The 23,667-nt window shown below is 59.8% G+C and carries 23 protein-coding genes; 12 read left to right on the top strand and 11 right to left on the bottom strand.

Annotation, left to right across the window (positions count from 1 at the left end):
* Positions 1 to 98: 98 nt before the first annotated feature.
* From ACSBLW_RS12260 to ACSBLW_RS12250, 3 genes are all read left to right on the top strand, one after another.
* The gene (locus ACSBLW_RS12260; RefSeq protein ID WP_435256905.1) at positions 99 to 1,028 is read left to right on the top strand and encodes a porin; all 930 of its coding nucleotides are present in this window, start codon (positions 99 to 101) and stop codon (positions 1,026 to 1,028) included.
* A 296-nt stretch (positions 1,029 to 1,324) separates the two neighbouring features.
* Positions 1,325 to 2,254 carry a porin gene (locus tag ACSBLW_RS12255; RefSeq protein ID WP_435256904.1) on the top strand — a complete coding sequence of 310 codons (930 nt, stop codon included), beginning with the start codon at positions 1,325 to 1,327 and terminating at the stop codon, positions 2,252 to 2,254.
* A 132-nt stretch (positions 2,255 to 2,386) separates the two neighbouring features.
* Positions 2,387 to 3,046 (top strand): YggS family pyridoxal phosphate-dependent enzyme, encoded by a 660-nt coding sequence (locus ACSBLW_RS12250; protein ID WP_435256903.1) that lies wholly within the window; start codon positions 2,387 to 2,389, stop codon positions 3,044 to 3,046.
* Between the two features lie 5 nt (positions 3,047 to 3,051).
* Here ACSBLW_RS12250 and ACSBLW_RS12245 read toward each other — a convergent pair whose 3' ends face one another.
* From ACSBLW_RS12245 to ribA, 3 genes are all read right to left on the bottom strand, one after another.
* The gene (locus ACSBLW_RS12245) at positions 3,052 to 4,929 is read right to left on the bottom strand and encodes an amylosucrase (protein WP_435256902.1); all 1,878 of its coding nucleotides are present in this window, start codon (positions 4,927 to 4,929) and stop codon (positions 3,052 to 3,054) included.
* 80 nt (positions 4,930 to 5,009) lie between these two features.
* Entirely contained in the window at positions 5,010 to 5,513 is a 504-nt protein-coding gene (locus tag ACSBLW_RS12240) for a L,D-transpeptidase family protein (RefSeq protein ID WP_435256901.1), read from the bottom strand.
* Complete coding sequence (ribA, locus tag ACSBLW_RS12235; RefSeq protein ID WP_435256900.1) at positions 5,510 to 6,598, bottom strand: GTP cyclohydrolase II; 1,089 nt, start codon at positions 6,596 to 6,598, stop codon at positions 5,510 to 5,512. Before ribA ends, ACSBLW_RS12240 begins: the two co-directional genes overlap by 4 nt.
* A gap of 167 nt (positions 6,599 to 6,765) precedes the next feature.
* On the opposite strand from ribA, the gene ACSBLW_RS12230 reads away from it, so the two are divergent.
* From ACSBLW_RS12230 to ACSBLW_RS12205, 6 genes are all read left to right on the top strand, one after another.
* Positions 6,766 to 7,452 (top strand): response regulator transcription factor, encoded by a 687-nt coding sequence (locus ACSBLW_RS12230; RefSeq protein ID WP_435256899.1) that lies wholly within the window; start codon positions 6,766 to 6,768, stop codon positions 7,450 to 7,452.
* Between the two features lie 324 nt (positions 7,453 to 7,776).
* On the top strand, positions 7,777 to 8,565 hold the full coding sequence (locus tag ACSBLW_RS12225; protein WP_435256898.1) for an exodeoxyribonuclease III: 789 nt from the start codon (positions 7,777 to 7,779) through the stop codon (positions 8,563 to 8,565).
* Positions 8,566 to 8,614: 49 nt separating this feature from the next.
* Positions 8,615 to 9,100, top strand: a complete 486-nt coding sequence (locus ACSBLW_RS12220; RefSeq protein WP_435256897.1) for a DM13 domain-containing protein — start codon at positions 8,615 to 8,617, stop codon at positions 9,098 to 9,100.
* A 68-nt stretch (positions 9,101 to 9,168) separates the two neighbouring features.
* Positions 9,169 to 10,350, top strand: coding sequence for a peptidase S41 (locus ACSBLW_RS12215; protein ID WP_435256896.1), 1,182 nt, complete (start codon positions 9,169 to 9,171; stop codon positions 10,348 to 10,350).
* Positions 10,351 to 10,421: 71 nt separating this feature from the next.
* Entirely contained in the window at positions 10,422 to 10,883 is a 462-nt protein-coding gene (locus tag ACSBLW_RS12210; protein WP_435256895.1) for a MarR family winged helix-turn-helix transcriptional regulator, read from the top strand.
* On the top strand, positions 10,880 to 11,500 hold the full coding sequence (locus ACSBLW_RS12205; protein WP_435256894.1) for a cysteine hydrolase family protein: 621 nt from the start codon (positions 10,880 to 10,882) through the stop codon (positions 11,498 to 11,500). The genes ACSBLW_RS12210 and ACSBLW_RS12205 overlap by 4 nt, the downstream gene beginning before the upstream one ends.
* Before the next feature lie 231 nt (positions 11,501 to 11,731).
* Here the strand turns inward: ACSBLW_RS12205 and ACSBLW_RS12200 are convergent, their stop codons facing one another.
* Both ACSBLW_RS12200 and ACSBLW_RS12195 read right to left on the bottom strand, forming a co-directional pair.
* The gene (locus tag ACSBLW_RS12200; protein ID WP_435256893.1) at positions 11,732 to 12,133 is read right to left on the bottom strand and encodes a hypothetical protein; all 402 of its coding nucleotides are present in this window, start codon (positions 12,131 to 12,133) and stop codon (positions 11,732 to 11,734) included.
* A 133-nt stretch (positions 12,134 to 12,266) separates the two neighbouring features.
* Entirely contained in the window at positions 12,267 to 13,724 is a 1,458-nt protein-coding gene (locus tag ACSBLW_RS12195; RefSeq protein WP_435256892.1) for an aldehyde dehydrogenase family protein, read from the bottom strand.
* A 273-nt stretch (positions 13,725 to 13,997) separates the two neighbouring features.
* Between ACSBLW_RS12195 and ACSBLW_RS12190 the strand changes: the two genes are divergently transcribed.
* Together ACSBLW_RS12190 and ACSBLW_RS12185 are read left to right on the top strand one after the other, a co-directional pair.
* A complete protein-coding gene (locus ACSBLW_RS12190) occupies positions 13,998 to 14,654 on the top strand; it encodes a peroxiredoxin (protein WP_435256891.1) in 657 nt (218 codons plus the stop codon).
* A 110-nt stretch (positions 14,655 to 14,764) separates the two neighbouring features.
* Positions 14,765 to 15,958: a hypothetical protein gene (locus ACSBLW_RS12185; RefSeq protein ID WP_435256890.1), complete on the top strand. Its 1,194-nt coding sequence runs from the start codon at positions 14,765 to 14,767 to the stop codon at positions 15,956 to 15,958.
* A 447-nt stretch (positions 15,959 to 16,405) separates the two neighbouring features.
* Here ACSBLW_RS12185 and ACSBLW_RS12180 read toward each other — a convergent pair whose 3' ends face one another.
* Positions 16,406 to 17,017: a L,D-transpeptidase gene (locus tag ACSBLW_RS12180; protein ID WP_435256889.1), complete on the bottom strand. Its 612-nt coding sequence runs from the start codon at positions 17,015 to 17,017 to the stop codon at positions 16,406 to 16,408.
* Between the two features lie 300 nt (positions 17,018 to 17,317).
* Between ACSBLW_RS12180 and ACSBLW_RS12175 the strand changes: the two genes are divergently transcribed.
* Entirely contained in the window at positions 17,318 to 18,379 is a 1,062-nt protein-coding gene (locus ACSBLW_RS12175; protein ID WP_435256888.1) for an aspartate-semialdehyde dehydrogenase, read from the top strand.
* A gap of 69 nt (positions 18,380 to 18,448) precedes the next feature.
* On the opposite strand, the gene ACSBLW_RS12170 is transcribed toward ACSBLW_RS12175, so the two are convergent.
* The 5 genes from ACSBLW_RS12170 to pnp form a co-directional block, all read right to left on the bottom strand.
* Positions 18,449 to 19,888: a pyridoxal phosphate-dependent decarboxylase family protein gene (locus ACSBLW_RS12170; RefSeq protein WP_435256887.1), complete on the bottom strand. Its 1,440-nt coding sequence runs from the start codon at positions 19,886 to 19,888 to the stop codon at positions 18,449 to 18,451.
* Positions 19,889 to 19,997: 109 nt separating this feature from the next.
* Positions 19,998 to 20,174 carry a hypothetical protein gene (locus ACSBLW_RS12165; protein WP_435256886.1) on the bottom strand — a complete coding sequence of 59 codons (177 nt, stop codon included), beginning with the start codon at positions 20,172 to 20,174 and terminating at the stop codon, positions 19,998 to 20,000.
* 90 nt (positions 20,175 to 20,264) lie between these two features.
* A complete protein-coding gene (locus ACSBLW_RS12160; protein WP_435256885.1) occupies positions 20,265 to 20,945 on the bottom strand; it encodes a hypothetical protein in 681 nt (226 codons plus the stop codon).
* Between the two features lie 51 nt (positions 20,946 to 20,996).
* Positions 20,997 to 21,344, bottom strand: coding sequence for an MFS transporter (locus tag ACSBLW_RS12155; RefSeq protein ID WP_435256884.1), 348 nt, complete (start codon positions 21,342 to 21,344; stop codon positions 20,997 to 20,999).
* Between the two features lie 136 nt (positions 21,345 to 21,480).
* Complete coding sequence (pnp, locus tag ACSBLW_RS12150) at positions 21,481 to 23,622, bottom strand: polyribonucleotide nucleotidyltransferase (protein ID WP_435256883.1); 2,142 nt, start codon at positions 23,620 to 23,622, stop codon at positions 21,481 to 21,483.
* Positions 23,623 to 23,667: the final 45 nt, after the last annotated feature.

Raw genomic sequence — 23,667 nt, 5'->3', positions numbered from 1 at the left:
GCTTGAAAGGGCCTTCTTCAAGGAAGATTGAGGGGGGAGCCAGCCTCGCATCGTTGTGTGGGGCATGGTCGAAAATCTCGAACCATGAGGGAATAAAGATGAAAAAAGTTCTTCTCGCATCGACCGTTCTGGCCCTGTCGGCCACCGTCGCTGCTGCTGAAGTCACCGTCGGCGGCGATGGCCGTATGGGCGTGACCTACACCGAAGGCGCTGCTAACGAGCTCGCTTTCACCAGCCGTATCCGTATCTCGTTCACCGCTTCGGGCGAAACCGACGGCGGCCTGTCGTTCGGCGGCTCGATCCGCGCTGACAACGCTGGTGGCGGCGCTGCTGGCACCGCTGGTTCGGTGTTCGTTTCGGGCGCTTTCGGCAAGCTGACCATGGGTGACGTTGGCGGCGCTGCCAACTTTGCTGTCGGCCACGTTGACGGCGTTGGCCTCACCGGCCTCGGCGACATGAACGAAATGCTGTACCTCTCGAACAGCCGTCGTTCGGCCGCTCGTTACGAGTACTCGGCTGGCGCGATCTCGTTCGCAATCTCGGCTGACAACCCAGGCACCGATGGCGCTGGCGTTTCGTACAACCTCGGCGACTTCGTTACCCCGGCTCTGGCAACCCAGAACACCTACGCAGTTGGTGTTAAGTACTCGACCGACGCTTACACCGTTGGCCTCGGCTACGAAACCACCGATATCGCTGGCACCTCGGTTGACCACGTCATCGTCGGCGGCTCGGCCACCTTCTCGGGCGTGACCATGAAGCTGACCCACGGCCAGGCTGACATCGGCGCTGCTACCTTCAAGCAGACCGCTGTTTCGGCGTCGTACTCGATGGATGGCCTCGGCCTCACCGCCTATTATAAGCAGTCTGGCCTCGACGTGATCCCGGGCGACTTCAAAGCCTATGGTGTTGGCGCGTCCTATGGCCTCGGCGGCGGCGCTTCGGTTGTCGGCGGCATCGCCAACTCGAAAGTCGGCGCTGGAGCAAGCACCACCGTTGCAGATGTCGGTCTGTCGTTCTCGTTCTAATCTGAACGCAAGACTCAGTCTTGGAAGAGCGGGCCTCGTGCCCGCTCTTTTTCATTTCTGCGCCCGGATTGCGCGGCAATCGGCCGGAAATCGCCCAGAACACTCTATATATATGGTCCTGTAACCCCTGAATAATAAGGGGCCTGCGACAGCATTGTTGCATCCAAGCTACAGGGTGCGGGCTTTGGCTCGGAAAAGAGCAGAAGGATATGTAATTGTCCGAAGGTACAGGTTAGACAAACTCATGTCGCCGCCAGTAAGACGGCGGTATGTGTTGAAATACGAAAGGGAACAACATGAAAAAGTTTCTTCTCGCAACGACCGTGCTGGCAATGTCCGCAACCGTCGCTGCTGCTGAAGTCACCGTCGGCGGCGATGGCCGTATGGGCGTGACCTACACCGAAGGCGCTGCTAACGAGCTCGCTTTCACCAGCCGTATCCGTATCTCGTTCACCGCTTCGGGCGAAACCGACGGCGGCCTGTCGTTCGGCGGCTCGATCCGCGCTGACAACGCTGGTGGCGGCGCTGCTGGCACCGCTGGTTCGGTGTTCGTTTCGGGCGCTTTCGGCAAACTGACCATGGGTGACGTTGGTGGCGCTGCTGAATTCGCAGTTCCGCACGTTGACGGCGTTGGCCTCACCGGCCTCGGCGACATGAACGAAAACCTGTACCTCTCGAACAAGCGCCGCTCGGCCGCTCGTTACGAGTACTCGGCTGGCGCGATCTCGTTCGCAATCTCGGCTGACAACCCAGGTCTCGACGGCGCTGGCGTTTCGTACAACCTCGGCAACGTGGTTACCGGTCTGCTGCCGACCCAGAACACCTACGCAGTTGGTGTTAAGTACTCGACCGACGCTTACACCGTTGGCCTCGGCTACGAAACCACCGACATCGCTGGCACCTCGGTTGACCACGTGATCATCGGCGGCTCGGCAACCTTCTCGGGCATCACCTTCAAGCTGGCTCACGGCCAGGCTGACATCGGCGCTGCTACATACAAGCAGACCGCTGTTTCGGCTTCGTACTCGATGGACGGCCTGGGCCTGACCGCCTACTACCGTCAGAACGGCGTCGACGTGTTCGGCGGCGACATGAAGGCCTACGGCGTTGGCGCTTCCTACGACCTCGGCGGCGGTGCCAAGGTTGTTGGCGGTATCGCTAACTCCAAAGTCGGCGCTGGTGCAAGCACCACCGTTGCAGACGTCGGTCTGTCGTTCTCGTTCTAATCTGAACGAAACGGTTATAGGGAAGAGCGGGCCTTCGGGTCCGCTCTTCTCTTTTCCGGGGTGCTGATCTTTCCCCCGGTTGCCTTATGTGATTGTTTGGCCGAAACGGCAGAAACAGCACCAAAGGTTCCCATGTCGCTTTCCGAAATCACCGCCCGCATCGCCAAGGCCGAAGCCGAACATGGCCGTTCGCCCGGGTCGGTCACGCTGATCGCCGTCTCAAAGGTTCAGCCATTGGACCGCGTTCAGGCTGTGTTGGATCAAGGCCACCGCGTTTTCGGCGAAAATTATGTCCAAGAGGCGCAGGGCAAATGGCCCGCCTTCCGCGACTCTTATGGCGCGGTTCAGGTTCATATGATCGGACCCTTGCAAACCAACAAGGCCAAGGTCGCCGTCGACCTCTTTGACGCCATCCACACTGTTGACCGCCCCAGCCTCGCGCAAAAGCTGGCCAGCCTTGCCCAATCCCGCGGCACTTGCCCGCAGCTTTTCGTTCAGGTCAACACCGGGGCCGAGCCGCAAAAGGCCGGCGTCCTGCCTGATGACCTCGACACTTTCCTAACCGATTGCGCCAAGCTTGATCTGCCCATCCACGGGCTGATGTGCATCCCACCTGAATCCGAAGATGCCGCCCCGCATTTCGCGATGCTGGCGAAAATGGCCAAAGATCACGGGCTTTCGGGCCTGTCGATGGGCATGAGCAGCGATTTCGAATCTGCCATCGCGCATGGCGCAACCCACATCCGCGTGGGCAGCGCCATCTTTGGTGCCCGCGACTACAGCAGCCGATAAAGCGTTTAAGACAACCAAACCCGCGCATAGGGCGGCAAGGCGATCGACCCGTGATGGAGCTCGGCCGGATGATCCGACAGCAGGTCATGCATCTCGCGAATTCCATGCAGCCGCAGCCAGGATTCCGGCAGGTTCAGCCAGCTTTCGGTGAAATTGAACAGGCACAGGATCGGCCCGGTCGGCGCCAGCCGTGCAAAGGCAAAAATGCCCGGCACGTCGCAATGCAAAACCCGCGTGCCATATCCCGCGTGAAGCCCCGGCACCGCCCGACGGCGCGCCAGAATCTCGCGCGTGCCCCGGAAAACGCGCGCCGCCGGATCTTGCCCATCCTCGCGATTGGCCGCCAGCGCCCAGTCCATCTTGGGCCGGTGAATCCACCGGCTGTCATGGGCATGTTCCGGCACATCCAGATAACCACGATCATTCAACAGGGCCAATTCGTCGCCCATATAGATCAAAGGAATGCCGCCAAAACTCGCGATCAGCGCATGGCCCATCAAAATCCGCTGCACCGCCCGGTCAATGGCTGCCGAATCCCCCTCGGCCATCGCTTTCTCCAGCCCGGCGAGTGACGCGAAACTGCCCGAAATCCGCTTGTCCCCCGTTGCCGGGTTTTCCTGAAACAGCGCGCCACGGGCAAAACTGCCCTCAAAACTGCCATCATAGAAATCCGATAAAAAGGCCCGATGCGCGGGGCCCGAAAAACCCAAGGCCCCGGCATCCTGATCGGTCACCGCCCAGCCAATATCATCATGGCAGCGGATATAGGTCGCATAGGTCGCGTTCCGCAGTGTTTCCGGAAAATGTGTGCCCAGAACATGCGCCATCAGACGCGTGTCCCGTGTCGCCAGCGCCGACCAGAACTGCACCATAAGGCTGTTGTGATAGGCCAGATTGCCTTCCTTGCCGTCATGCTGGCCTCGCCCAAGATAGGGCAGCATCTCTTCGGGCGCGACAATCGCTTCCTCCAGATGAATCACTGCCGGTGCCGCGATGCGCGAGCAGGCCCGCAGTGCCTGAAGCAGCATATGCACCTCGGGTTCCGATTGGCAGCGCGTTCCCATCCGCTTCCACATAAACGCCACGGCATCCAGTCGCAGCACATCCACGCCGCGATTGGCCAGAAACAACATGATCTCGACCACTTCCAGAAACACTGCCGGATTGGCCCAGTTCAGATCCCACTGATGTTCGTTGAACGTCGTCCACACCCATTTTCCGAATGCGGGATAATGCGTGAAATTCCCCGGCGCATTGTCTGGAAAGACCTCGACCAGACTTTGTTCATACTGGTTCGGAATTTCGGGGCTGTCGAACATCAGGTAGTAATCCTGATACTTTGCCTCTCCCTTGGCCGCCTTCTTGGCCCACGCATGTTCCTTTGCAGTGTGGTTCAGCACCAGATCAATGCACAGCGAAATGCCCCGCTGCCGCAAAGCCGTAGCGACCTCTTCAAAATCCTCCATCGACCCGTAATCCGGGTTGATCTTGCGGTAATCCATCACCGAATAGCCACCGTCACTGTCGCCGGGGCGGGGCTTCAGGCAGGGCATGAAATGGACGTAACTGACGCCCAGATCTTCCAGATAATCCAGCTTTTCCAGAACGCCTTTCAGCGTGCCGGCAAAGCGGTCGATGTAGAACACATAGCCCGCCATATCGGGGCGCTGAAACCAGTCCGGCTCCAGATCGCGCTTCAGGTCCAGCCGTTTCAGGTCTGACGGGCGCGCAGCCCAAGATTTTCGCAGCGCCTTTTCCAGCTTTGGAACGAACTCGGCATAATCCGGATGCTGACCGTAAAGCTGTTCCAGCATCGGCCAAAGATCAGGCGCGGACCGCGCCAAACGCAGGTCAAAAATATCGTCGTCTGCGGATGCAGCCATCTTGGCCATAAGCGCGCCCCCCTGTTTTCAAGGCGCAGAATACGGTTTCCAAAGCGCTTTGGGAAGAGGGAGTCTGCCCCCTATCCCCGAATGATCACACGCGTCTCATAGCCAATGCGCGGGGCAATCCACAAAAGGTCCTGCCGGGAAAAGGCAACACATCCCGCCGTGGGATAGCGCGGTCTGCGCCATGTATGAATGAAAATGGCCGAACCGCGCCCCGGCTCCGCATGGGGCCAGTTCCAATCGGTCAGCAAAATCAGGTCATACAGCGGGTCCGCCCGCCATAGCCGTTCGTGGCTATAGGCATGAGGCATCCGCACCATCAGATTATAGTCCGGGTCATCTCCATCGTCAGACCAGCGGTCCGCGTGCGAAACCGGCAGCGCCCAGCCCGTCGGTCGGGTCATGCGGGCGGGATTGTAGAGCATCCCCACAATCCGATGCGTGCCCTCTGGCGTCGCCCCATCGCCTTCCCGCTTTTCCTTGGCCGGAACAATTCCACCGCGCCCGATGCTGCAGGGAAAGGACCGCCCCATGAACCTTGCGCCCTGACGGGTGACGACCAGATCGCCTTCTTTCACAGCAAATGCCCCGATTTCTTGGCCTTGGTGGCCAGATAGGCCGCGTTTTCATGGGTTTCGCCCACTTTCAGCGGCACCCGCTCTACCACTTTGATGCCACAGCCTTCCATCATCGCAATCTTCTTTGGATTGTTGGTCAGCAACCGAACCGAGGAAAATCCCATGCGCCGCAGAATCTCTGCCCCAATGCGAAAATCCCGCTCGTCGTCTTCAAAACCCAACCGATGATTGGCCTCTACCGTGTCAAAGCCCTGATCTTGCAGGCTATAGGCTCGCATCTTGTTGGCCAGCCCGATCCCGCGCCCTTCCTGGTTCAGGTAGAGCAACACGCCAGAGCCTTCCTCCCCCATCTGCGCCAAGGCCGACCGCAACTGCGGCCCGCAATCGCATTTCAGGCTCCCCAAGACATCGCCGGTAAAACAGGCCGAATGCAGCCGCGCCAGCACCGGGGCGTCACGGTCAGGACGCCCGATTTCAATGGCGTAATGCTCTTCAGTGCCGTCGTCGGGGCGAAACACATGCACTCGGCCCGCGTGGCTTGCGACCATCGGCAACCGGGCCGACGACACTTCTTGCAGCGGGGACAAAGCAATCAGCGCCGCCGCGGCCTGATCCAAGGCCAGAAAAGTCAGCCCTTGTTCCGCCGCAATAGCCAAGCCATTTGCCACCGGCACCACCAATGCCGCAGGTAAAAGATGCGCTGATTTCACCAGTTGAATCGCAGCCCGGTGCAAGCCCGCAGACCCGTCACGCAACGCATGAAACGGCCCCTTCATCGGCACCCGCAGATCGTCAGACGGATCTGCCATGGCGCGCAACCACTCCAGCCCACGGTCCGGCCCCACACCAATCCGCGCTAGATCGCCGTCATAGGCCCGCGCCTTCAAGGTCTCGGCCCGCCTTGCGGTGATCGCCAGTTCCGGCATCCCCATCGCCCGCAATCCCGCCAGCCGCTCACCGCCCAAAGTCTCGACCGCCGCCACCAATGCGGCCCGCCCATCTTCGGCCAATACCACCGGCACCCCCATCCGCAAATCAATGCGGGCGCGGTTCAATTGTTCGGCAATGCTGGGTCCAAGGCTCATTTTTACCTCATCTCTCACCCCACTCATATCGCCCGGATGACGGAATTGAAACATATCCCGGTCCCCCGACACGACCGCGTGAGGCTTCCGTTGCAATTCTTGCAGGCTTCGTGATCGGGGCGCATCTCTGGCGAAATCAGTTCCGTAACCGAGTGACGGAGGCAACAATGGCTCAACTGCGTAAAATCCTTCTGGTCGACGATGATGACGACCTTCGCGAGGCGCTGTCGGAACAGCTGGTCATGACCGAAGATTTCGACGTGTTCGAGGCCGCGAACGGGGCCGAAGGCATGGAAAAAGCCAAGGCCGCGATCTATGACCTTGTCATCCTTGACGTTGGCCTGCCCGATACCGATGGCCGCGAACTCTGCCGCCGGATGCGGAAATCGGGCGTCAAATGCCCAATCCTGATGCTGACCGGGCATGACAGCGACGCTGACACGATCTTGGGCCTTGATGCTGGCGCCAATGACTATGTGACCAAGCCCTTCAAATTCCCGGTCCTTCTGGCGCGAATCCGTGCCCAGCTGCGCCAACACGAACAGTCCGAAGACGCCGTGTTCCAGCTTGGCCCCTACACCTTCCGCCCTGCGCAAAAACTACTGCTGGATGAGCGTGAAAAGAAGATTCGCCTGACGGAAAAGGAAACCAACATCCTGAAGTTCCTTTACCGCGCCCAGTCTGGCGTGGTGGCCCGCGATGTTCTTCTGCACGAGGTCTGGGGCTACAATGCGGGGGTCACCACCCACACGTTGGAAACACATATCTACCGCTTGCGGCAAAAGATCGAACCCGATCCCGCAAATGCGCGCATTTTGGTCACAGAAAGCGGTGGATATCGTTTGGTAGCCTAATGTCCTATTGTTGCCATATTCATCTTTCATATACCATTATGAGAGAGATTGGTGACGAAAGTTCCCCTCTCCGTGTCGGGGTTATGACACGGAACCTCCCTGTTGGACCTGGCCGGGCAAATGCCCGGCCTCTTTTTTCCTGAGTCCCAGATATTTGATTTAGGTCAAGGAACCATCTGGGCATTCCACGCATTCTCTCCACACCTCCCTGTTGGACTTACGGCCCGGACAACGCGTCCGGGCTCTTTTTTTGCGCCGATCTGCGGTGGCATCCGGCGCTGCTCCGCGATAGGGTCGCGGCAGCCCTAAGACCGGGAGACCGCAATGCCCTTTACCCTCGCCACTTGGAACATCAATTCAGTCCGCCTGCGTGAAGGCTTGGTGGCCCGCCTGATGGCAGAAGAGCAGCCCGATATCCTGTGCCTGCAAGAATGCAAAAGCCCGGTCGAGAAAATCCCCGTCGAACAGTTCCGGGCGCTTGGTTACACCCACATGGTTGCCCGTGGGCAAAAGGGATATAACGGCGTCGCCATCCTGTCGAAGCTCCCGTTGGAGGATGCAGGCTCCACCGACTGGGCCAATCTTGGCCATGCCCGCCACGTTGCGGCCCGGTTGGAAAACGGTGTCACCATCCACAACTGCTATGTCCCCGCCGGGGGCGACATTCCCGACCGAGAGCAGAATGAGAAATTTGGCCAAAAGCTCGATTTCCTCACCCATCTGCGCGATGAATTTCACGGCGCAAAGCCGCAGAAATCCATCCTTGTCGGCGATCTGAACATTGCCCCGCGCGAAGATGACGTCTGGAGCCATAAGCAGCTTTTGAAGATCGTCAGCCACACCCCGATCGAGGTGGAGCATCTGGCCCAAACTCAAGATGCGGGCGCTTGGGTCGATGTGACCCGCAAGGACATTCCGAACGGCCTGCTATACAGCTGGTGGTCCTACCGCGCCGCCGATTGGGATGCCGCCGACAAGGGCCGCAGGCTTGACCATATCTGGGCCACCCCCGACATCTCGAACGCCAGCCATTCCAGCCGCATCCTGCGCCCCGTCCGTGGATGGGACCAGCCCTCCGACCACGTTCCGGTCTTCGCAACCTTTGACCTCTAGGCCAGATCCGTTAGGCTGCGGCCATCTTGGTTGTGTCAGGGGGCCGCCCATGGTTCGATTTCTGAAAATTGCCATTCCCAGCTTTCTCTTGGGCGCCATTGCAGGCGCGGCCTTTTGGTATCTCGCCTCGCCCCTCTGGATCGACCGCGTGGTGAACGAAGAACTTGCCCAAGGCGATCAGGTCATGACACTGGCCCAAGGCCAGTTCCGCGACGCCGATGCCGCCCACAAGGGCAAAGGCACGGCCCGCATCGTGACCCTGCCCGGCGGCGGGGTCGAGGTGCAGCTTTCCGACTTTTCCGTGACGAATGGCCCCGATCTGGAACTCTGGCTCTCCGCCCATCCCGATCCGGCCAAATCCTCTGATGTCACCGGCGCCGAATGGCTGTCGCTCGGCCTTTTGCGCGGCAATGTCGGCGATCAAAGCTACCGCATCCCCGCAGGCACAGACCTGTCCAAATACAAATCCGTCGTCGTCTGGTGCGAACAATTCGGCGTCCTGTTTTCACCAGCTTCACTCGGGGCAGGTGGCTAAGGCGGGCGCATGGGTGATGCCGCACAGCGATCTTTCACACCAGCCGCCGCAAGACGACTGTCTCGCTCATGGCTTTGATCCAAGACCTTGAAAGCATCGTGACAACGGTCTTGCCGACCGATCCCAGCTTCCGATCCATCGGGCGCGAGCTTTTGGACCTTCACATCGCCAAGGCCCGCAACCATGCCGTCGCAAACGCGAAAGACGACTTCCTGCTTTCCCTGATGCGCCTTCTGTCCCTTCCGGGAAACGGTCATACGCGCCTGATCCCGAACGGGGCCATTTCGGTTCTGCCGCTCCGCTTCGCAACAATTGGCACCACTGTCCGCCTGCTTTCCGCCCCGCCAGACCATGCAACAGCGATCGGGGGGGAACTGATCTCCATCAACGGCATTCCCACAGGCGAGATCGAAACCCGCGCCGCCAGCCTTCTGGCCGGCACCCCGTCGCGAAAACGCGTGATCGGCCCAATCCTTTTCGTCTGGCCCGGCGCCCTGCGTGTTTTGGGCGTCTGGTCGGGCGGTGACGCGATCGACTACACGATACGCAGCACCGCAGGGCGGATCAGCACCCTGCATCTCGATCCCGCAAATCAGATTCCCGGCGCGATGCTTTACCCGCGCAGCGAGCATGGAAAGGCCGATGCCTCTTGGTCTCCCACAAACTTCCTCACGATCAGGGATTTTGGCAAAACCGGATGTCTGCTGGTCCTGCCCAGCTTCTTTGACCCCGGTGAAACCGCTCTTGCGAATGCGATTTCAACGGCCAAAGACCTTGTAAACTCGCGCCCCGGCCTCCCTCTGATCCTTGACCTGCGCGGAAACACGGGCGGCGATTTCCTCCGCACCATGCCCCTGATCGACGCGCTGTCCGAAGGTGCGCAGGATCGGCGGGTCGCCCTTCTCGTCGATAAATTCACCTTCTCGGCCGCCATCGTATTCGTCGCCATCCTGAAGCACCGTTTGGGAAAACGACTCGTCCTGATCGGCGAAGAGATGGGGGATGGGCTGACCTTCTTTGCCGAAGGTGGAACGCTTGACCTTCCGGCCAGCGGGGCGGCAGTCCGCTATTCCTCGGCCTTTCATGATTGGGCCGGGGGACAGATCGACGCCACCACGCCGCCCGAAATTGCTGCGCGCCTTGTGCCCGTCGGATCACTGACCCTCGACCGTCACTGGGCCGCCCCTTCGGATGACGCCGAAACGCTGGAACGGTTCTGCCGAGTGATTCTCGAAGACCTCGCCCGCTAGGAGTGGCGCACGGAACGCAAGGCGTGTGATCGGCGATAAAAGCACATTGACAACATACATGTCAAAATGACATGCATATTGTCATCATGAAAGAGAAAAACCTACACCAACTCGTCTGGATGTCGCGCCCCTTGATGCAGGCCGCCGAAGCCTGTGTCGAGGCGGGTCTGAACGGCACCGCCCTCACGGTCCGGATGCGCGCCGTTCTCGAAATCTTGCACCGACATGGTGCGATGACCGTCCCGGATATTGCCGCCAAACTGGAAATCCAGCGGCAATATGTTCAGGTGATGTGCAACGAAACCTTGTCCTCCGGACTGGTCGAGCAACGCCCAAACCCCCGCCACAAGCGCTCCCCGATCCTCGCACTGACCGAAAGCGGCAGCAGCCTGATCACAACGATCATCGCGCAGGAACTGGCGATCCTGCACGAGGTTGGCCGCGATCTGAGCGAGGAAGACATTTCGACAGCCCTAAGGGTCGTGCTTGCGGTGACAGAACGGCTAAAGGCACAATCGGGAAAAGATAGATGACCTTTGTATATGCAATCGGTTTTGCATCGTTTCTTCTTGTCCTGTGGCTTGCCAATGGCGTCCGCCGCATCGGCGCAGTCAGCCAAGGCGAAAAGATCGGCAACCGCGACGGATCGGCCCTGTTGCTGATTGATCTGCAAACCATCTTCTGGGACAGCGGCACTTACGCGGCTGCGGCCAAAGACGCCGCCCAGACCGCGATCCTGAACGAGGTGCAAGCCGCACGCGCCCAAGGGCGCCCCGTCATCGCCGTCCGTCAGGAATGGTCGATCCCTTCGACAAAGGCCATCGCGCGGCTGGCGATGAAAGGGCAGGCCATCGCGGGCAGCGCAGGAACAGACCTCGCAAAACCCTTTGCGTCCCTTGCCGACCATGTCCTTGTAAAACCTGTGCAGGATGCCTTCGTGACAGGCGAGCTAGACGCCCTCCTCGCGCGGCTGAACATCGGCACGCTTGTCATCGCTGGCCTCGACTTCAATTACTGCGTCCAAAAAACCGCCCTCGCCGCCCGTAACCGGGGGTATGAGGTGACCGTTCTGAAAAGCGGCAGCCTTGCCTCCGCGCCAACAGAAGAAGCGGAAAAACGGATGTGTGAAGCAGGCATTGTCATCCGATAGGCGATGGACGCCCCGACCATGAACCCAGTCCCGAGGCCAGCAGACCGCGAGGTGGCTTTAGGCCCAGTGCGGACCTCTTAATATAAGCGCAGCATTGTCCGCCTTGGGCGGGGGCGGCCATTCATTGTGACAGGGTCGAACGGCGGGTGCGGGCCGATAGCGGACATTCGGCAACAGCGCGCAACGACGGACCTGCGGGACAAGCCAGGCAACTTGGCTGACTCTTTCGCATTAGAAACGCCCAAAATATTCGGACACCGAAAAGCTGACGAACGAAAGGGCGGCGATGCACCATAGAACGCCGACCACGATCAGCCTTTTTCTGTCAGCCACCCGAACACAGAGGTATCCCAAGGTTGCAATGATGCCAAAGAAGATTGCCACGAAGAATGGCAGCAAAAACTCGTAGCCAAGGCTTTCCAATTCGCTGCGGGAAAGACCCACGATCAAAATTGCAAGAACGCAGTTTACGCCGGCGAGTATTCCAAGAAACTTTACCAGTCGCCGTGGCACACCTCTGTCACGCAGCCACCCGGCAATCGCAATGGTGGCCACGAATGCAAGAAATGCCGAAATGCGGAAAAGTTGCTCTACAAACCAGTCCAAATTGGCGGCCTCCGCGCGTTCGGCCATCATCATGCCGTGAACGCATACGGAGTCCAGTGCCTTCCCAAGCCTTGCAAGGTACGAAAATGAAAAAAGGGTTAAGCTGAATGCCTAACCCTTTGATTTCGTTCGGTCGCTTTTGCGTCCCCGTCGGGGACGCTTATTCTGCGGCGTCTTTTACGGTGAAATCATAGCCCGAGATGCCCTTGGGTTCGAGGAACTCTTCCAGCCCCCAGATCCCGCCCTCACGGGCGCGGCCAGATTGCTTGACCCCGCCAAAGAACGACCCCGCGCCCCGCGATTTTCCGTTCATTTCCACCATGCCGGATTTCAGCTTATGCCCCATCCGGTTGGCCTTGGCCGGGTCCATGGTCTGCACATAATTGGTCAGCCCATAGGGCGTGTCATTTGCGATTTTGACCGCCTCTTCCTCGGTCTCGAACGGGATCACGCAAAGCACCGGCCCAAAGATTTCTTCCTTCTCGATCGTCATGCCGGGCTTCACATCGGCAAAGATCGTGGGCTTGACATAGAAGCCGCGGTTGAACCCTTCCGGCAGGCCGGGGCCACCCGTCACCAGCCGCGCGCCTTCGTCTATGCCCTTCTGGATATAGCCCTGAATCTGATCCCACTGACGCTTGTTCACCACCGGGCCGATATGCGGGCCTTTCTCATGGGCGGGGCCAACCTTGATCGTCTCGGCCACCGCCACGGCCTTGGCCACGGTCTGCTCATAGACCGACCGTTCGACCAGCAGGCGCGAGGGCGCATTGCAGGACTGGCCGGTGTTTTCCATCATCCGCTTGACCGACCGCTCGACGGCCTTCTCATCGGCATCGGCAAACAGCACATTAGCGCCCTTGCCGCCCAGTTCCAGCGTGACCCGTTTCAGGCTGTCTGCCGCCGCCTTGGAAATCGCGCGCCCCGCACGGGTTGATCCGGTGAACGAAATCATCTCGACATCCGGATGGACCGAAAGCTGCGATCCCACCCCTGCGCCATCTCCGTTTACAAGGTTGAACACGCCCGCAGGAATGCCAGCATCATGGCAGAATTCGGCAAACAGCATCGCGTTCAGCGGGCTTTCTTCCGAAGGCTTTAGCACACAGGTGCATCCCGCCAGCATCGCCGGAATGGCCTTTAGCGCGATCTGGTTCACCGGCCAGTTCCACGGCGTGATCAGGCCAACGACGCCAATCGGCTCCATCACCACGGCCGCGCCGGGGGCTTGCGGGCCCAGCGGGCGCACCCATTCAATTGACTCGAAGGCCGTCAGGAAATTGTTCGTATGCCAAGGCAGGCAGGGCGCCTGATCCGACAGCGCAAAGTCGATGGGCGCACCCATCTCCATGCTGATCGCCTCGGCGAACTCGTGTAGCCGCGCCTCGTATTGATCCAGAATCTTGCGCACCAGACGCGCCCGCTCGGACGGCGGCGTGGCGGCCCAAGCCGGGAAGGCGGCCTTGGCGGCGGCAACGGCGGCATCGGTATCGGCCTGATCCCCAAGGCTGATCACGGCGCAAGGTTCTTCGTTCGAGGGATTGATCACCTGACAATCGCGCGGCGCAGCCGGGTTCACCCACTGGCCATTGATATAGAACTGGCGTTTCTCAAGCATCGGATGCCTCCTTGGTGATAATTTGATCATATTTTGTCAGAGCAGAAAGCGCAGTGCAACCACAACTCCGACAGAAAGGCGTCGGGAAACGCTCTGAATGACCGGCGGTTCCAGCAGAATGACGGACCGCGGGCCTATTCCGCCTTGGGAAATCCTTTTCTCATCTGCCCCAAACAAAGGCGTCCGTCCTCTTTTGTCGCAGAGGCAAGGCAGGGGGATGAATTTTGTTCTGATCTGGCTTATCTGTCCCGTAACCAAACAGGAGTGAGACATATGTCTGTGCGTATAAACGACGTCGCCCCCGATTTCACCGCGGAATCGACCGCCGGAACGATCAAGTTCCACGAATGGCTGGGCGATGGCTACGGAATCATCTTCAGCCACCCGCGCGACTTTACCCCTGTCTGCACCACGGAATTCGGCGCTGTGGCCCAACTGGCCGCCGAATGGAAAAAGCGCAACACCAAGGTCATCGGCGTTTCGGTTGACTCGGTCGAAGACCACCAGAAATGGAAACGCGACATCGAAGCCTTCGGCGGCAGCGCGGCTGACTTCCCGATCATCGACGACACCAGCCTGTCGGTCGCAAAGGCCTATGACATGCTGCCCGCCGATTACTATCTGCCCTCGGAAGGCCGCACCCCGGCCAACACCGCGACCGTCCGCACCGTCTATATCGTCGGTCCGGATAAAAAGGTGCGCCTGACCATGTCCTACCCGATGTCGGTTGGCCGCAACTTTGCCGAGATTCTGCGGGCGCTGGACGCCGTTCAGCAAACCGATGGCGTGCCGCTGGCCACCCCGGCAAACTGGCAGCCCGGTCAGGATGTGATCGTGGCCCTTGCTCTGAACAACGATCAGGCCAAAGAGCGTTACGGCGATCTGGATATCAAACTGCCCTACCTGCGTTTCGCAAAAGCACCGAAATAATCAGGAATACCTGACCCTAGAAATGCCCCAGATCGCTCTGGGGCTTTTTGCTTTTGTCGGCAGGCAGGCGTATCCTTGGCGTTAAGAAAAGCATTTCAGGAGGACATGAGATGCACAGCTTGGCGGATACCAAGGCGCTGACCGCAGATGGGGTGATTACGCCCGAACAGGCCAAAATCATCGAGGCGCGCGCGCGTGACATCATGGTGTCACTGGCAATCAATACGGTCCTTTGCGTGGGAATTCTGGCGGCCACGGGGGGCATGATCCTGTGGCTGGGCAATGCCGTAGCCGTGGCCATTTCGGGGGTTCTGCTTTTGGTCATCGGCCTTTTCATACTGTCCGCCGCGGGCGAGATGGTGCGCATGTTCGGCAATGCCTCGGCGCTGATCGGGGCAGGCATGCTGATCGGCGGTGCCGCGCTGGAGCTTGTTGAAAAATACGAAGAGCAAGCCGGCATGATCATGCTGATCGGCGGTGCGCTCGTTGCCGCCATCGCCGCACGGGCCATGATCTGGGGCGGGCTGACCACGCGATTTGTCCAAGGTTCCATATTGCTTATGGGGGTAACGCTGCATCTGGTGGGCGTGGCAACTCTGGCCGAAGATTACCAGATCGCGGGCCTCGGACAGTCGGCCATCTTCCTTTACTGTGCCATCGTCATCGCCCTTGCGGGCTACCTCGTCGACATCCGCTTTGTGACAGCCTGTGCGATTGCCCCATTTGCCCAGATGCTGGATACAGGCACCGGCTATTTCCACGCGGCCTATTTCTTCTATTCGCCCGAACCCACGCTGACGATCCTGCAAATGGGCGCCTTGGTTGCCTTGATGCTGTGGTGGGCGCTGCGGCTGGACGAACGCAAGGCCCGCCATGCCCGTACTCTGGCCATTTTCGCTTTTATCGTGGCCAACCTTGCGGCACTTGTCGGCTCACTTTGGGGCGATATGGTCGGCGAAACACTTTGGGGACCGGGCTGGGATGCCGACAGTGGCTTGTCGTTCGAAGAATGGGACGCGGCTTTAGCGGCTTTCCGGGAAAAGACCTTGGTGATTTCGGCCAATGCCTATGCCGTGATCTGGGCGCTGGCCCTGATCGCCATAGGCGCATGGTCGGCCCATACGGGCCGCCGCGTTCTGTTCAACGCGGCGCTCACCTTCGGCGGCATCCATGCCTATACGCAACTTTTTGAAAGCTTTGGCGACCAACCTTTGGCCTATGTGATCGGCGGCTTCGCCGCCATCCCGCTGGCATGGGGGGCATGGCGGCTGAACCATTGGTTTGCGCAAAGGCCTAGTCCATGAGCAAAGCCATCCTGATCACATGCATTGCGGCAACGGGCTAAGCCTATTCCTTCTGGCCGCGCCCGATGGGGTCATCTGGGTCTACGCAGTGGTGCCCATCGGGTTGCTTGCGCTTACTTAGGCACTGCTCTGGGTGCCTGAAAAAGAGCGCGGGTTGCGGCGGCCTCTGCTGGTAATCGGTCGGTTGATGCATTTCCCGGTGCTCACGCTTTTTTGGTGGATAGCCAGGCAAGGATGGGACTGGACCGGTCCTCCTCCAGACATGATTTACGCCGTGTATCTGATCGGTGGCCTTGTGCTGACACTTCCCCGACTGCCCCAAATGCGTAAGCCCGCCCACTAAAGGGGGCAGCCCAATTGGGGTGCCTCCGCAGCCGGTCTTGGGCGACATTGCGTGCAAGTCCCTCAGCGGGTGTTTAGCTTCAATGTCTTTTCTGACACTCAGCCTCAGCTGGACTGTGACCGCTTGGAATAAAGCGTGACCGGCGTATCCATCGGCACCATTTCGTAAAGCTGGGTGATGTGGTCATTCACCAGCCGCACGCAGCCATTCGATACGGCCGACCCAATGGTCCAAGGGTCCGGCGTGCCGTGAATGCGCAGGAACGTATCGCCGCCGTTGTCGTCAAACAGGTACAGCGCCCGTGCGCCCAGCGGGTTGGTGGGGCCGCCCGGCATCCCATCGGCCCATTTCGCATAATGCCCCGGGTCGCGCGCGATCATTTCCTTCGTCGGGGTCCAGCTTGGCCATTCCTTCTTGGCCCCGATGTGGAACTTGCCGGGAGTGTACAAATTCCCTTTGCCAACACCCACGATGAACCGCATGGCGCGGCGTTTTTCCATCGTCCAGTACAGCGAATAGGTGTTCGGATCGACCAGGATCTGACCCGGTTCAAACTTGTCGCGCAACTGCACGATCGTTGGCTGATGCTCGGGCGGAACGACATAGGTCTTGCGGTCAGGCTTTGTCTGCGCCTCTGCGGGGCGCAAAAAGGCTGGTGCGGCCAAGGCTGCTACCACAGAAGACACAAAGACACGACGCGTGAGGAAAGATGACATTCAGAACCCCTAATTTGCTTCCGTCCAGATTAGATAAGTCCTGACGTGGCGCAAATGTTCCGTGCAGGGATCAAAAAACTGACAGTGAAGAAGCCATCTTGCGTGGCGTAACGGTCACTGCTATGCGCCGCAGCATGTTCATGATCGCAACCACTAAACGCACCACTAAGACCACCGCTTGCGCGGGGGAACTTTTGGTGTGCGCGGTCAACAGATCGAACTGAACCCCAAAAGCCCCGCCGGAGACGGACGGGGCTGATGTGAAAGATCGCCGTCCTCTCCCCCAAGATGGAGAAGACCATGCTGATCGACCTAGACCGCCCCGCCGAAGCCCAATCCCGCGCCATGCCCGCGCTGCCTGTCGTTGCCATCGTCGGCGCGACTGGCGCTGTTGGCGTTGAACTGCTTGGTTGCCTTGAAGGGCGGAACTTCCCGGTAAAATCCCTCCGACTTCTGGCCTCGGCCCGCTCGGCGGGCAAGCAGATGGCCTTCCGCGGTCAGCAAATCACCATCGAGGAACTGACGGAAGCCAGCTTTGACGGCGTCGACATCGCTCTGTTCTCTGCCGGCTCTGGCCTGTCCAAAAAATTCGCCCCTATCGCCGTTCGCGCAGGCGCTGTCGTCGTCGACAACTCCTCTGCTTTCCGCATGGAGGCAAATGTGCCGCTGGTGGTGCCAGAGGTGAATGCCGGCGCCATGGCCGCGCATCAGGGCGTGATTGCCAACCCCAATTGCGTGGCGGCGATTGCAACCGTTGCGCTGGCCCCCCTGAATGCCGCGCACCGCATCAAGCGTCTTTCGATGGCCACCTATCAGGCCGCATCCGGGGCAGGGGCCGCTGCGATGGAGGAATTGCGTCTGGCCACCGCTGCCGCGCTTGCCGGTGAAACCTACGACCACAAGGTCCTTCCGCACCCCTATGCCTTCAACTTCTTCTCGCACAACGCCGAGATGGACCCGGAGACGGGCTATAACGGCGAGGAAACCAAAGTCGTCGCCGAAACCCGCCGCATCATGGGCCTGCCCGATCTGCCGGTCGGCATCACCTGCATCCGCGTGCCGATCCTGCGCGCCCACGGCATGGCGATTTCGGTCGAATTTGATGAGGTCGTCAGCCCCGAAGAGGCCCGCGCCCTGCTGGAATCCGCCCCCGGCATCCGGGTCGTCGATGACCGCGCCCGCAACCATTTCCCCATGCCGTCCGAGGCAAGTGGTCAGGAAGACGTGCTGGTAGGTCGGATTCGGACAGACATCGGCGATCCATCGGGGCGTACGCTGGCCTTGTTCGTGGTTGGTGACCAGCTTCTGAAAGGCGCGGCACAGAACGCCGTCCAAATCGCCGAAGCTTTGCTGCCGCGCTGATTTCTTCCCCGGCTGGCGGATAGCTCCCCCGCCACTCCGGGACTCTGGCCCCAAGGGAAACCTTGGGGCCTATTTCACTTCCGGATGCGCCGCGCACCAACGGGCAGCCTCGATGATTTCCTGCACCAGAAGATCGGCATCCTGATCCTGCATCGCATATCCGATGACCGAAGCGCGAATGATCTTGCGACCCCGCCACTCACCGTGGCTTGGATAAACCCGCCCCTGTTCATGCACACGGTGCAACACCCGCATCGTCAATTCATCACCTTCGGGCCCGCTGCCGCAAGCGATGGCAACCTGATTGCTGTGCACCTCGTTCAGCACCGAAAGGCCCGGTTCGGCGGCGATGGCCGCTGCGATGCGCTGGGCCAGACGGCAATGGCGGGCCACCATCTCGCGCAGGCCATCCCGGCCCAGATGCTGAAGAATGGCATAACTCGGCACGCCCCGCGCCCGTCGTGACAACTCCGGGGTAGAATCCGTTGGCTCCCAATGCTGTGTCGTGGCCGGAAGATAGGCCCCACGCGCTGACATCGTGGCAACCAAGGCCGGTCGGTCCCGCACAATGACAAGCCCTGCATCGTAAGGGGCGTTCAGCCATTTGTGCAGGTCCACCGCCCAACTGTCAGCTCCCGCCACGCCTTCCAAGCGCCCTGCAAGTTCTGGCACTGCCGCCAGCCACAGGCCAAAGGCGCCATCGACATGAACCCAGCCCCGCTTTTCATGGACCATCGGGATCAACTCGACAAAGGGATCAAAGGCCCCGGTATTGATTTGCCCCGCCTGCAAGATGACCAGAGGGGGGGCCGCGCAATCGTCCAAAGCCTCGCGCATCGCCTTTGCCAGAATCCGCCCCTCACTGTCGGTCGCGATCTTGCGGGCGCGTGCTGCCCCAAAGCCGGCATAGCGCAACGCAGCAAAAGGCGCGGAATGGGCATCGCTGCCGATCAGGACCGGAATTTCCGGGGCGCCAAACAGACCATCGGCCTCGACGTCCCAACCTTCGGCGGCCAACAGGGCATGTCGCGCCGCCATCACGCCCACCATATTGGCAACCGTGCCGCCCGTTACAATTCCGGCCCCGCACGATGCAGGCAGGGTCAGCAGATCCATCACCCAATCGCAAAGCGCACGCTCGATCCCGGTAATGGCCGGGGTCTCTGCCGCAGATCCCGCATTCTGTCCCCATGCCGAAACCAGAAAATCGGCAGCCACGCCCACGGGATGTGACGCGCCCAGCACATATCCAAAGAAGGTAGGGGCGGCCATGCTGTGCAGCCCGCCTTCCGTGTTCCGGATCAGATCGGCAATCACCTCGACCTCGGCTTTCCCTGATGACGCAAGCGGTTTGTCAAATCGCGCCGTTGCTTCGTCTAACGAAAGCGCCGGACGCGCAGGGGAAAGGGGCAAGGATTTTCGGAAATCGCGCGCGGCATTCGCCGCCAGTTCCATCGCGCGCGCTTGACTGTCTGTCAGTCCCGGAAAGGCAGACTCAAGGGCTTTCATCACGCACCTCTCATCACTGTTCCAAAGTTGCACACTAGCACAGGATTCCGAAATCGCGTCTGGAAATGGCGGGCGCGTCGGCTTCGCCGCTTGGCTTACCCGCCGACGTTTACTTCTTGTTCATCTGAACCAAGGCCCCGACGACCGCGACGACGCCTAGGATCAGGAAGAAATACTGCATCGCAAGCACGGTGGTGCTGGCGCCTTCGGACATGAACAGGATCTGGCCGCCTCCGATCAAGATGGCCAGAAGTCCGATGATTAGGGTGCCGCGGGGGGTATTCATCTGGAAACTCCCTTAGAAAATGATGCCTTAAATTCCGCTGATTCTGCTGCAACCGCCCCTGCCTCGTCTACGGGCTTCTTCACGGGTCGTTCAGATCGCCCGCCGCAGGTTGCGCGCCGCAAGCAGCAGCACAATCGCGATCAGGCAAAAGACACCCGCAACCACCATCAAGGGCGCATAGGTCGTGCCTGTGTTCAGCGCGAAAACCGCAGCCGCGGCCCATGTTGACAGAACGCGGGTCACATCGACCAAAGAGGTTGAAAGACCGATCCGTCCCGGAATGGCCTCTTGCAGATAGGCGATGTTGATGCTGAGCAGGGCCGAAATGGCAATTGCGGCAAAGCCCTGTGCGATCAGGATGTGTAAGAAGGTTTCGGCGGTGAAGGCGAAACCGAAGTAAATCGCAAAAAAGCCAGCCGCGATGGCAAGGATCAACTCCTTGTCCATCCGCAGGGCCAAATAGCCCCAAAGGATCATCGCCGGAACTTCGATGGCGGCGGCGAAAGACGCAGCAAGGCCGACCTGTGCCATGCTGCCCGACAAGTCGCGCACAATCAGCATCGGCAGCGAAACCATGTTCAGTTGTAGCGCGGAAAGGGCAAGCGCGATCCCCGCAATGCCCAACTTGTGGGATTTCGAAACATTGGGCCGTTCCGCAGTGCCATCCTTCTGTGCGGCAACGGGCGGGGTGCCGATCTTGGCCGCAAGCCATCCGGCAAAGGGGGGAACGATGATCCATGCAAGGGTGAAACCCGCCCGCAGGAACGACAAGATGAACTGTGATTTGTCCGGCCTTTCGCGGTCAAAGAAAGCGCGGGAAAACTAAAAGCTCTGCGAAAACAGGGCGCTTCCAAAGGGTACCAGAAAGACAAAGACGGCAGCAAACACCAAAGGGGTCTGAAAGGTCCAGACCACAGCAAAGGCCACAATCCCCATTGCGGCGCACAGGAAAAGGATCACACGTCTGTCCGTCACACGGTCCGACAACCAGCCAAGTGCAACGGCGGTGAAGGCACTGACAACGGCGCTTAAACCCATGATCAGCCCAAAGCCCGCATTGGACAGATCCAAGATCTCAACCCCGGCAACAGCCCGATAGGGGGTCATCGCGGCAAAGGCCGCACCGGACAGAAAGATGGTCACGGCAAGAAGCGCGCTTGTCTTGTACATGAATATCCTGTGCGCCGGCCAAAGGCCGGTCTTCAAAGGCGGTGGCCGCTCAAGCTGCGCAATTGGCAAGACTTAAGCAAGAAAAAGCCCCGGCGTTTCCACCGGGGCTTTCTGTTCTTTTGATCCGGAAAAAGGATCAGGCCTCGCTGGCCTCTTCCTTCTTCTCGACGATTTCTTCGCCGGTTTCCTGATCGACCATCTTCATACCAAGGCGCACCTTGCCGCGATCGTCGAAGCCAAGAAGTTTAACCTTCACTTCCTGACCTTCCTTCAGAATTTCATTCGGATGGTTCAGGCGCTTGTTGGCGATCTGGGAAACGTGGACCAGACCGTCGCGCTTGCCGAAGAAGTTCACGAAGGCACCAAAGTCGACCAGCTTGACGACCTTGCCGGTGTAGATGCGGCCTTCTTCCGGCTCTGCCACGATCGAATAGATCATGTCATAGGCCTTCTTGATGGCATTGGCGTCGTTCGAGGCGATCTTGATTTGGCCGTCGTCGTTGATGTCGACCTTGGCACCCGAGGTTTCCACGATCTCGCGGATCACCTTGCCGCCCGAGCCGATCACTTCACGGATCTTGTCGGTCGGAATCTGCATGGTCTCGATCTTCGGGGCGTATTCGCTAAAGCCCTGCGGAGCCGAAATGGCCTTGGCCATCTCGCCCAGAATGTGCATCCGGCCGTCCTTGGCCTGTGCCAAAGCCTGCTCCATGATCGCGGGCGTGATGCCAGCAACCTTGATGTCCATCTGCAGCGAGGTGATGCCGTTCTCGGTCCCTGCCACCTTGAAGTCCATGTCGCCAAGGTGATCTTCATCACCAAGGATGTCGGTCAGAACAGCCCACGAGCCGTCGTCTTCAAGGATCAGACCCATGGCCACACCAGCGACCGGGGCTTTCAGCGGAACGCCCGCATCCATCATCGACAACGAACCACCGCAGACCGAAGCCATCGAGGACGACCCGTTCGATTCGGTGATCTCAGAGACAACGCGGATGGTGTAGGGGAAGTCGGTCGGGGCCGGCAGCACGGCCTGAAGGGCGCGCCATGCCAGCTTGCCGTGACCGATTTCACGACGACCGGGCGAACCCACGCGGCCAACTTCACCAACCGAGTAGGGAGGGAAGTTGTAATGCAGCAGGAAGTTCGAACGCGAATTGCCGTGCAGCGCGTCGATGATCTGCTCATCTTCGCCGGTGCCAAGCGTGGTCACAACCAAGCCTTGAGTTTCGCCACGGGTGAACAGCGCCGAACCATGGGTGCGCGGCAGAACGCCGGTTTCGCAAACGATCGGGCGGACGGTCTTGGTGTCACGGCCGTCGATACGGGTGCCGTTCTTGACCACGTCACCACGCAGGATGCTGCTTTCCAGCTTCTTGATCGCCGAGCCAAGGTTGATGTCGGCCAGATCTTCTTCGCTCATCGCGGCCTTGATGGCATCGACAGCAGCCGAAATCGCATTGGTCCGCTCTTGCTTGTCCTTGATGGCGAAAGCAGCGCGCATCTGGGTTTCGCCAGCGGCTTTGACCTTGGCATACAGCTCCGAATAATCCGGGGGCGAGAAGTCGAACGGCTCTTTGGCGCAGGCTTCCGCGAAATCGACGATCATGTCGATTACCGGCTGCATGGCCTCATGGCCGAACTTCACCGCGCCCAGCATTTCGGCTTCGGTCAGTTCATAGGCTTCCGATTCCACCATCATCACGGCGTCTTTGGTGCCGGCAATGACCAGATCCAGACGCTGGTCGGGGTTCGACCGCAGGTTCTGCATGTCGTCGACGCTCGGGTTCAGAACGTATTCGCCGTTCGAGAAACCAACGCGGGCGGCACCGATCGGGCCCATGAACGGCACGCCGGAAATCGTCAGCGCGGCGCTGGCCGCGATCATCGCAACGATATCGGGCTCGTTCTCAAGGTCGTGGCTCAGCACGGTGCACATGACCAGAACTTCGTTCTTGAAGCCGTCAACGAACAGCGGGCGGCAAGGACGGTCGATCAGACGCGAGGTGAGCGTTTCTTTCTCGCTCGGACGCGCTTCGCGCTTGAAGAAACCGCCCGGAATCTTGCCGGCGGCATAGTATTTTTCTTGGTAGTGCACGGTCAGCGGAAAGAAATCCTGACCCGGCTTTGCGGCCTTGGCAAAGGTCACGTTGGCCATAACACTGGTTTCGCCAAGGGTGGCGATGACCGAACCATCGGCCTGACGGGCAACCTTGCCCGATTCCAGAGTGAGCGTTTCATTGCCCCACTGGATCGACTTTTTCGTCACGTTGAACATCTATCGTTTCCTCTTGGAAGCACTCACGGCCCCTGCCGTGTCTTC

It is taken from the genome of Thioclava sp. FR2 (assembly GCF_051200875.1).
In the GTDB taxonomy this organism is placed as follows: domain Bacteria; phylum Pseudomonadota; class Alphaproteobacteria; order Rhodobacterales; family Rhodobacteraceae; genus Pseudotabrizicola.
The sequence above is the reverse complement of the archived record's forward strand: the minus strand, read 5'-3'. Positions and strand labels throughout refer to the sequence as shown.

What these genes read in the sequence shown, in the direction of transcription:
- ACSBLW_RS12190 (WP_435256891.1), top strand. Translation starts at nt 13,998, where the DNA reads ATGTCTGTGCGTATAAACGACGTCGCCCCCGATTTCACCGCGGAATCG.
- ribA (WP_435256900.1), bottom strand. Translation starts at nt 6,598, where the DNA reads ATGAGCCTTGGACCCAGCATTGCCGAACAATTGAACCGCGCCCGCATT.
- ACSBLW_RS12260 (WP_435256905.1), top strand. Translation starts at nt 99, where the DNA reads ATGAAAAAAGTTCTTCTCGCATCGACCGTTCTGGCCCTGTCGGCCACC.
- ACSBLW_RS12175 (WP_435256888.1), top strand. Translation starts at nt 17,318, where the DNA reads ATGCTGATCGACCTAGACCGCCCCGCCGAAGCCCAATCCCGCGCCATG.
- ACSBLW_RS12225 (WP_435256898.1), top strand. Translation starts at nt 7,777, where the DNA reads ATGCCCTTTACCCTCGCCACTTGGAACATCAATTCAGTCCGCCTGCGT.
- ACSBLW_RS12195 (WP_435256892.1), bottom strand. Translation starts at nt 13,724, where the DNA reads ATGCTTGAGAAACGCCAGTTCTATATCAATGGCCAGTGGGTGAACCCG.
- ACSBLW_RS12180 (WP_435256889.1), bottom strand. Translation starts at nt 17,017, where the DNA reads ATGTCATCTTTCCTCACGCGTCGTGTCTTTGTGTCTTCTGTGGTAGCA.
- pnp (WP_435256883.1), bottom strand. Translation starts at nt 23,622, where the DNA reads ATGTTCAACGTGACGAAAAAGTCGATCCAGTGGGGCAATGAAACGCTC.
- ACSBLW_RS12255 (WP_435256904.1), top strand. Translation starts at nt 1,325, where the DNA reads ATGAAAAAGTTTCTTCTCGCAACGACCGTGCTGGCAATGTCCGCAACC.
- ACSBLW_RS12250 (WP_435256903.1), top strand. Translation starts at nt 2,387, where the DNA reads ATGTCGCTTTCCGAAATCACCGCCCGCATCGCCAAGGCCGAAGCCGAA.
- ACSBLW_RS12200 (WP_435256893.1), bottom strand. Translation starts at nt 12,133, where the DNA reads ATGGCCGAACGCGCGGAGGCCGCCAATTTGGACTGGTTTGTAGAGCAA.
- ACSBLW_RS12210 (WP_435256895.1), top strand. Translation starts at nt 10,422, where the DNA reads ATGCATATTGTCATCATGAAAGAGAAAAACCTACACCAACTCGTCTGG.
- ACSBLW_RS12205 (WP_435256894.1), top strand. Translation starts at nt 10,880, where the DNA reads ATGACCTTTGTATATGCAATCGGTTTTGCATCGTTTCTTCTTGTCCTG.
- ACSBLW_RS12230 (WP_435256899.1), top strand. Translation starts at nt 6,766, where the DNA reads ATGGCTCAACTGCGTAAAATCCTTCTGGTCGACGATGATGACGACCTT.
- ACSBLW_RS12220 (WP_435256897.1), top strand. Translation starts at nt 8,615, where the DNA reads ATGGTTCGATTTCTGAAAATTGCCATTCCCAGCTTTCTCTTGGGCGCC.
- ACSBLW_RS12245 (WP_435256902.1), bottom strand. Translation starts at nt 4,929, where the DNA reads ATGGCTGCATCCGCAGACGACGATATTTTTGACCTGCGTTTGGCGCGG.
- ACSBLW_RS12185 (WP_435256890.1), top strand. Translation starts at nt 14,765, where the DNA reads ATGCACAGCTTGGCGGATACCAAGGCGCTGACCGCAGATGGGGTGATT.
- ACSBLW_RS12165 (WP_435256886.1), bottom strand. Translation starts at nt 20,174, where the DNA reads ATGAATACCCCCCGCGGCACCCTAATCATCGGACTTCTGGCCATCTTG.
- ACSBLW_RS12170 (WP_435256887.1), bottom strand. Translation starts at nt 19,888, where the DNA reads ATGAAAGCCCTTGAGTCTGCCTTTCCGGGACTGACAGACAGTCAAGCG.
- ACSBLW_RS12155 (WP_435256884.1), bottom strand. Translation starts at nt 21,344, where the DNA reads ATGTACAAGACAAGCGCGCTTCTTGCCGTGACCATCTTTCTGTCCGGT.
- ACSBLW_RS12215 (WP_435256896.1), top strand. Translation starts at nt 9,169, where the DNA reads ATGGCTTTGATCCAAGACCTTGAAAGCATCGTGACAACGGTCTTGCCG.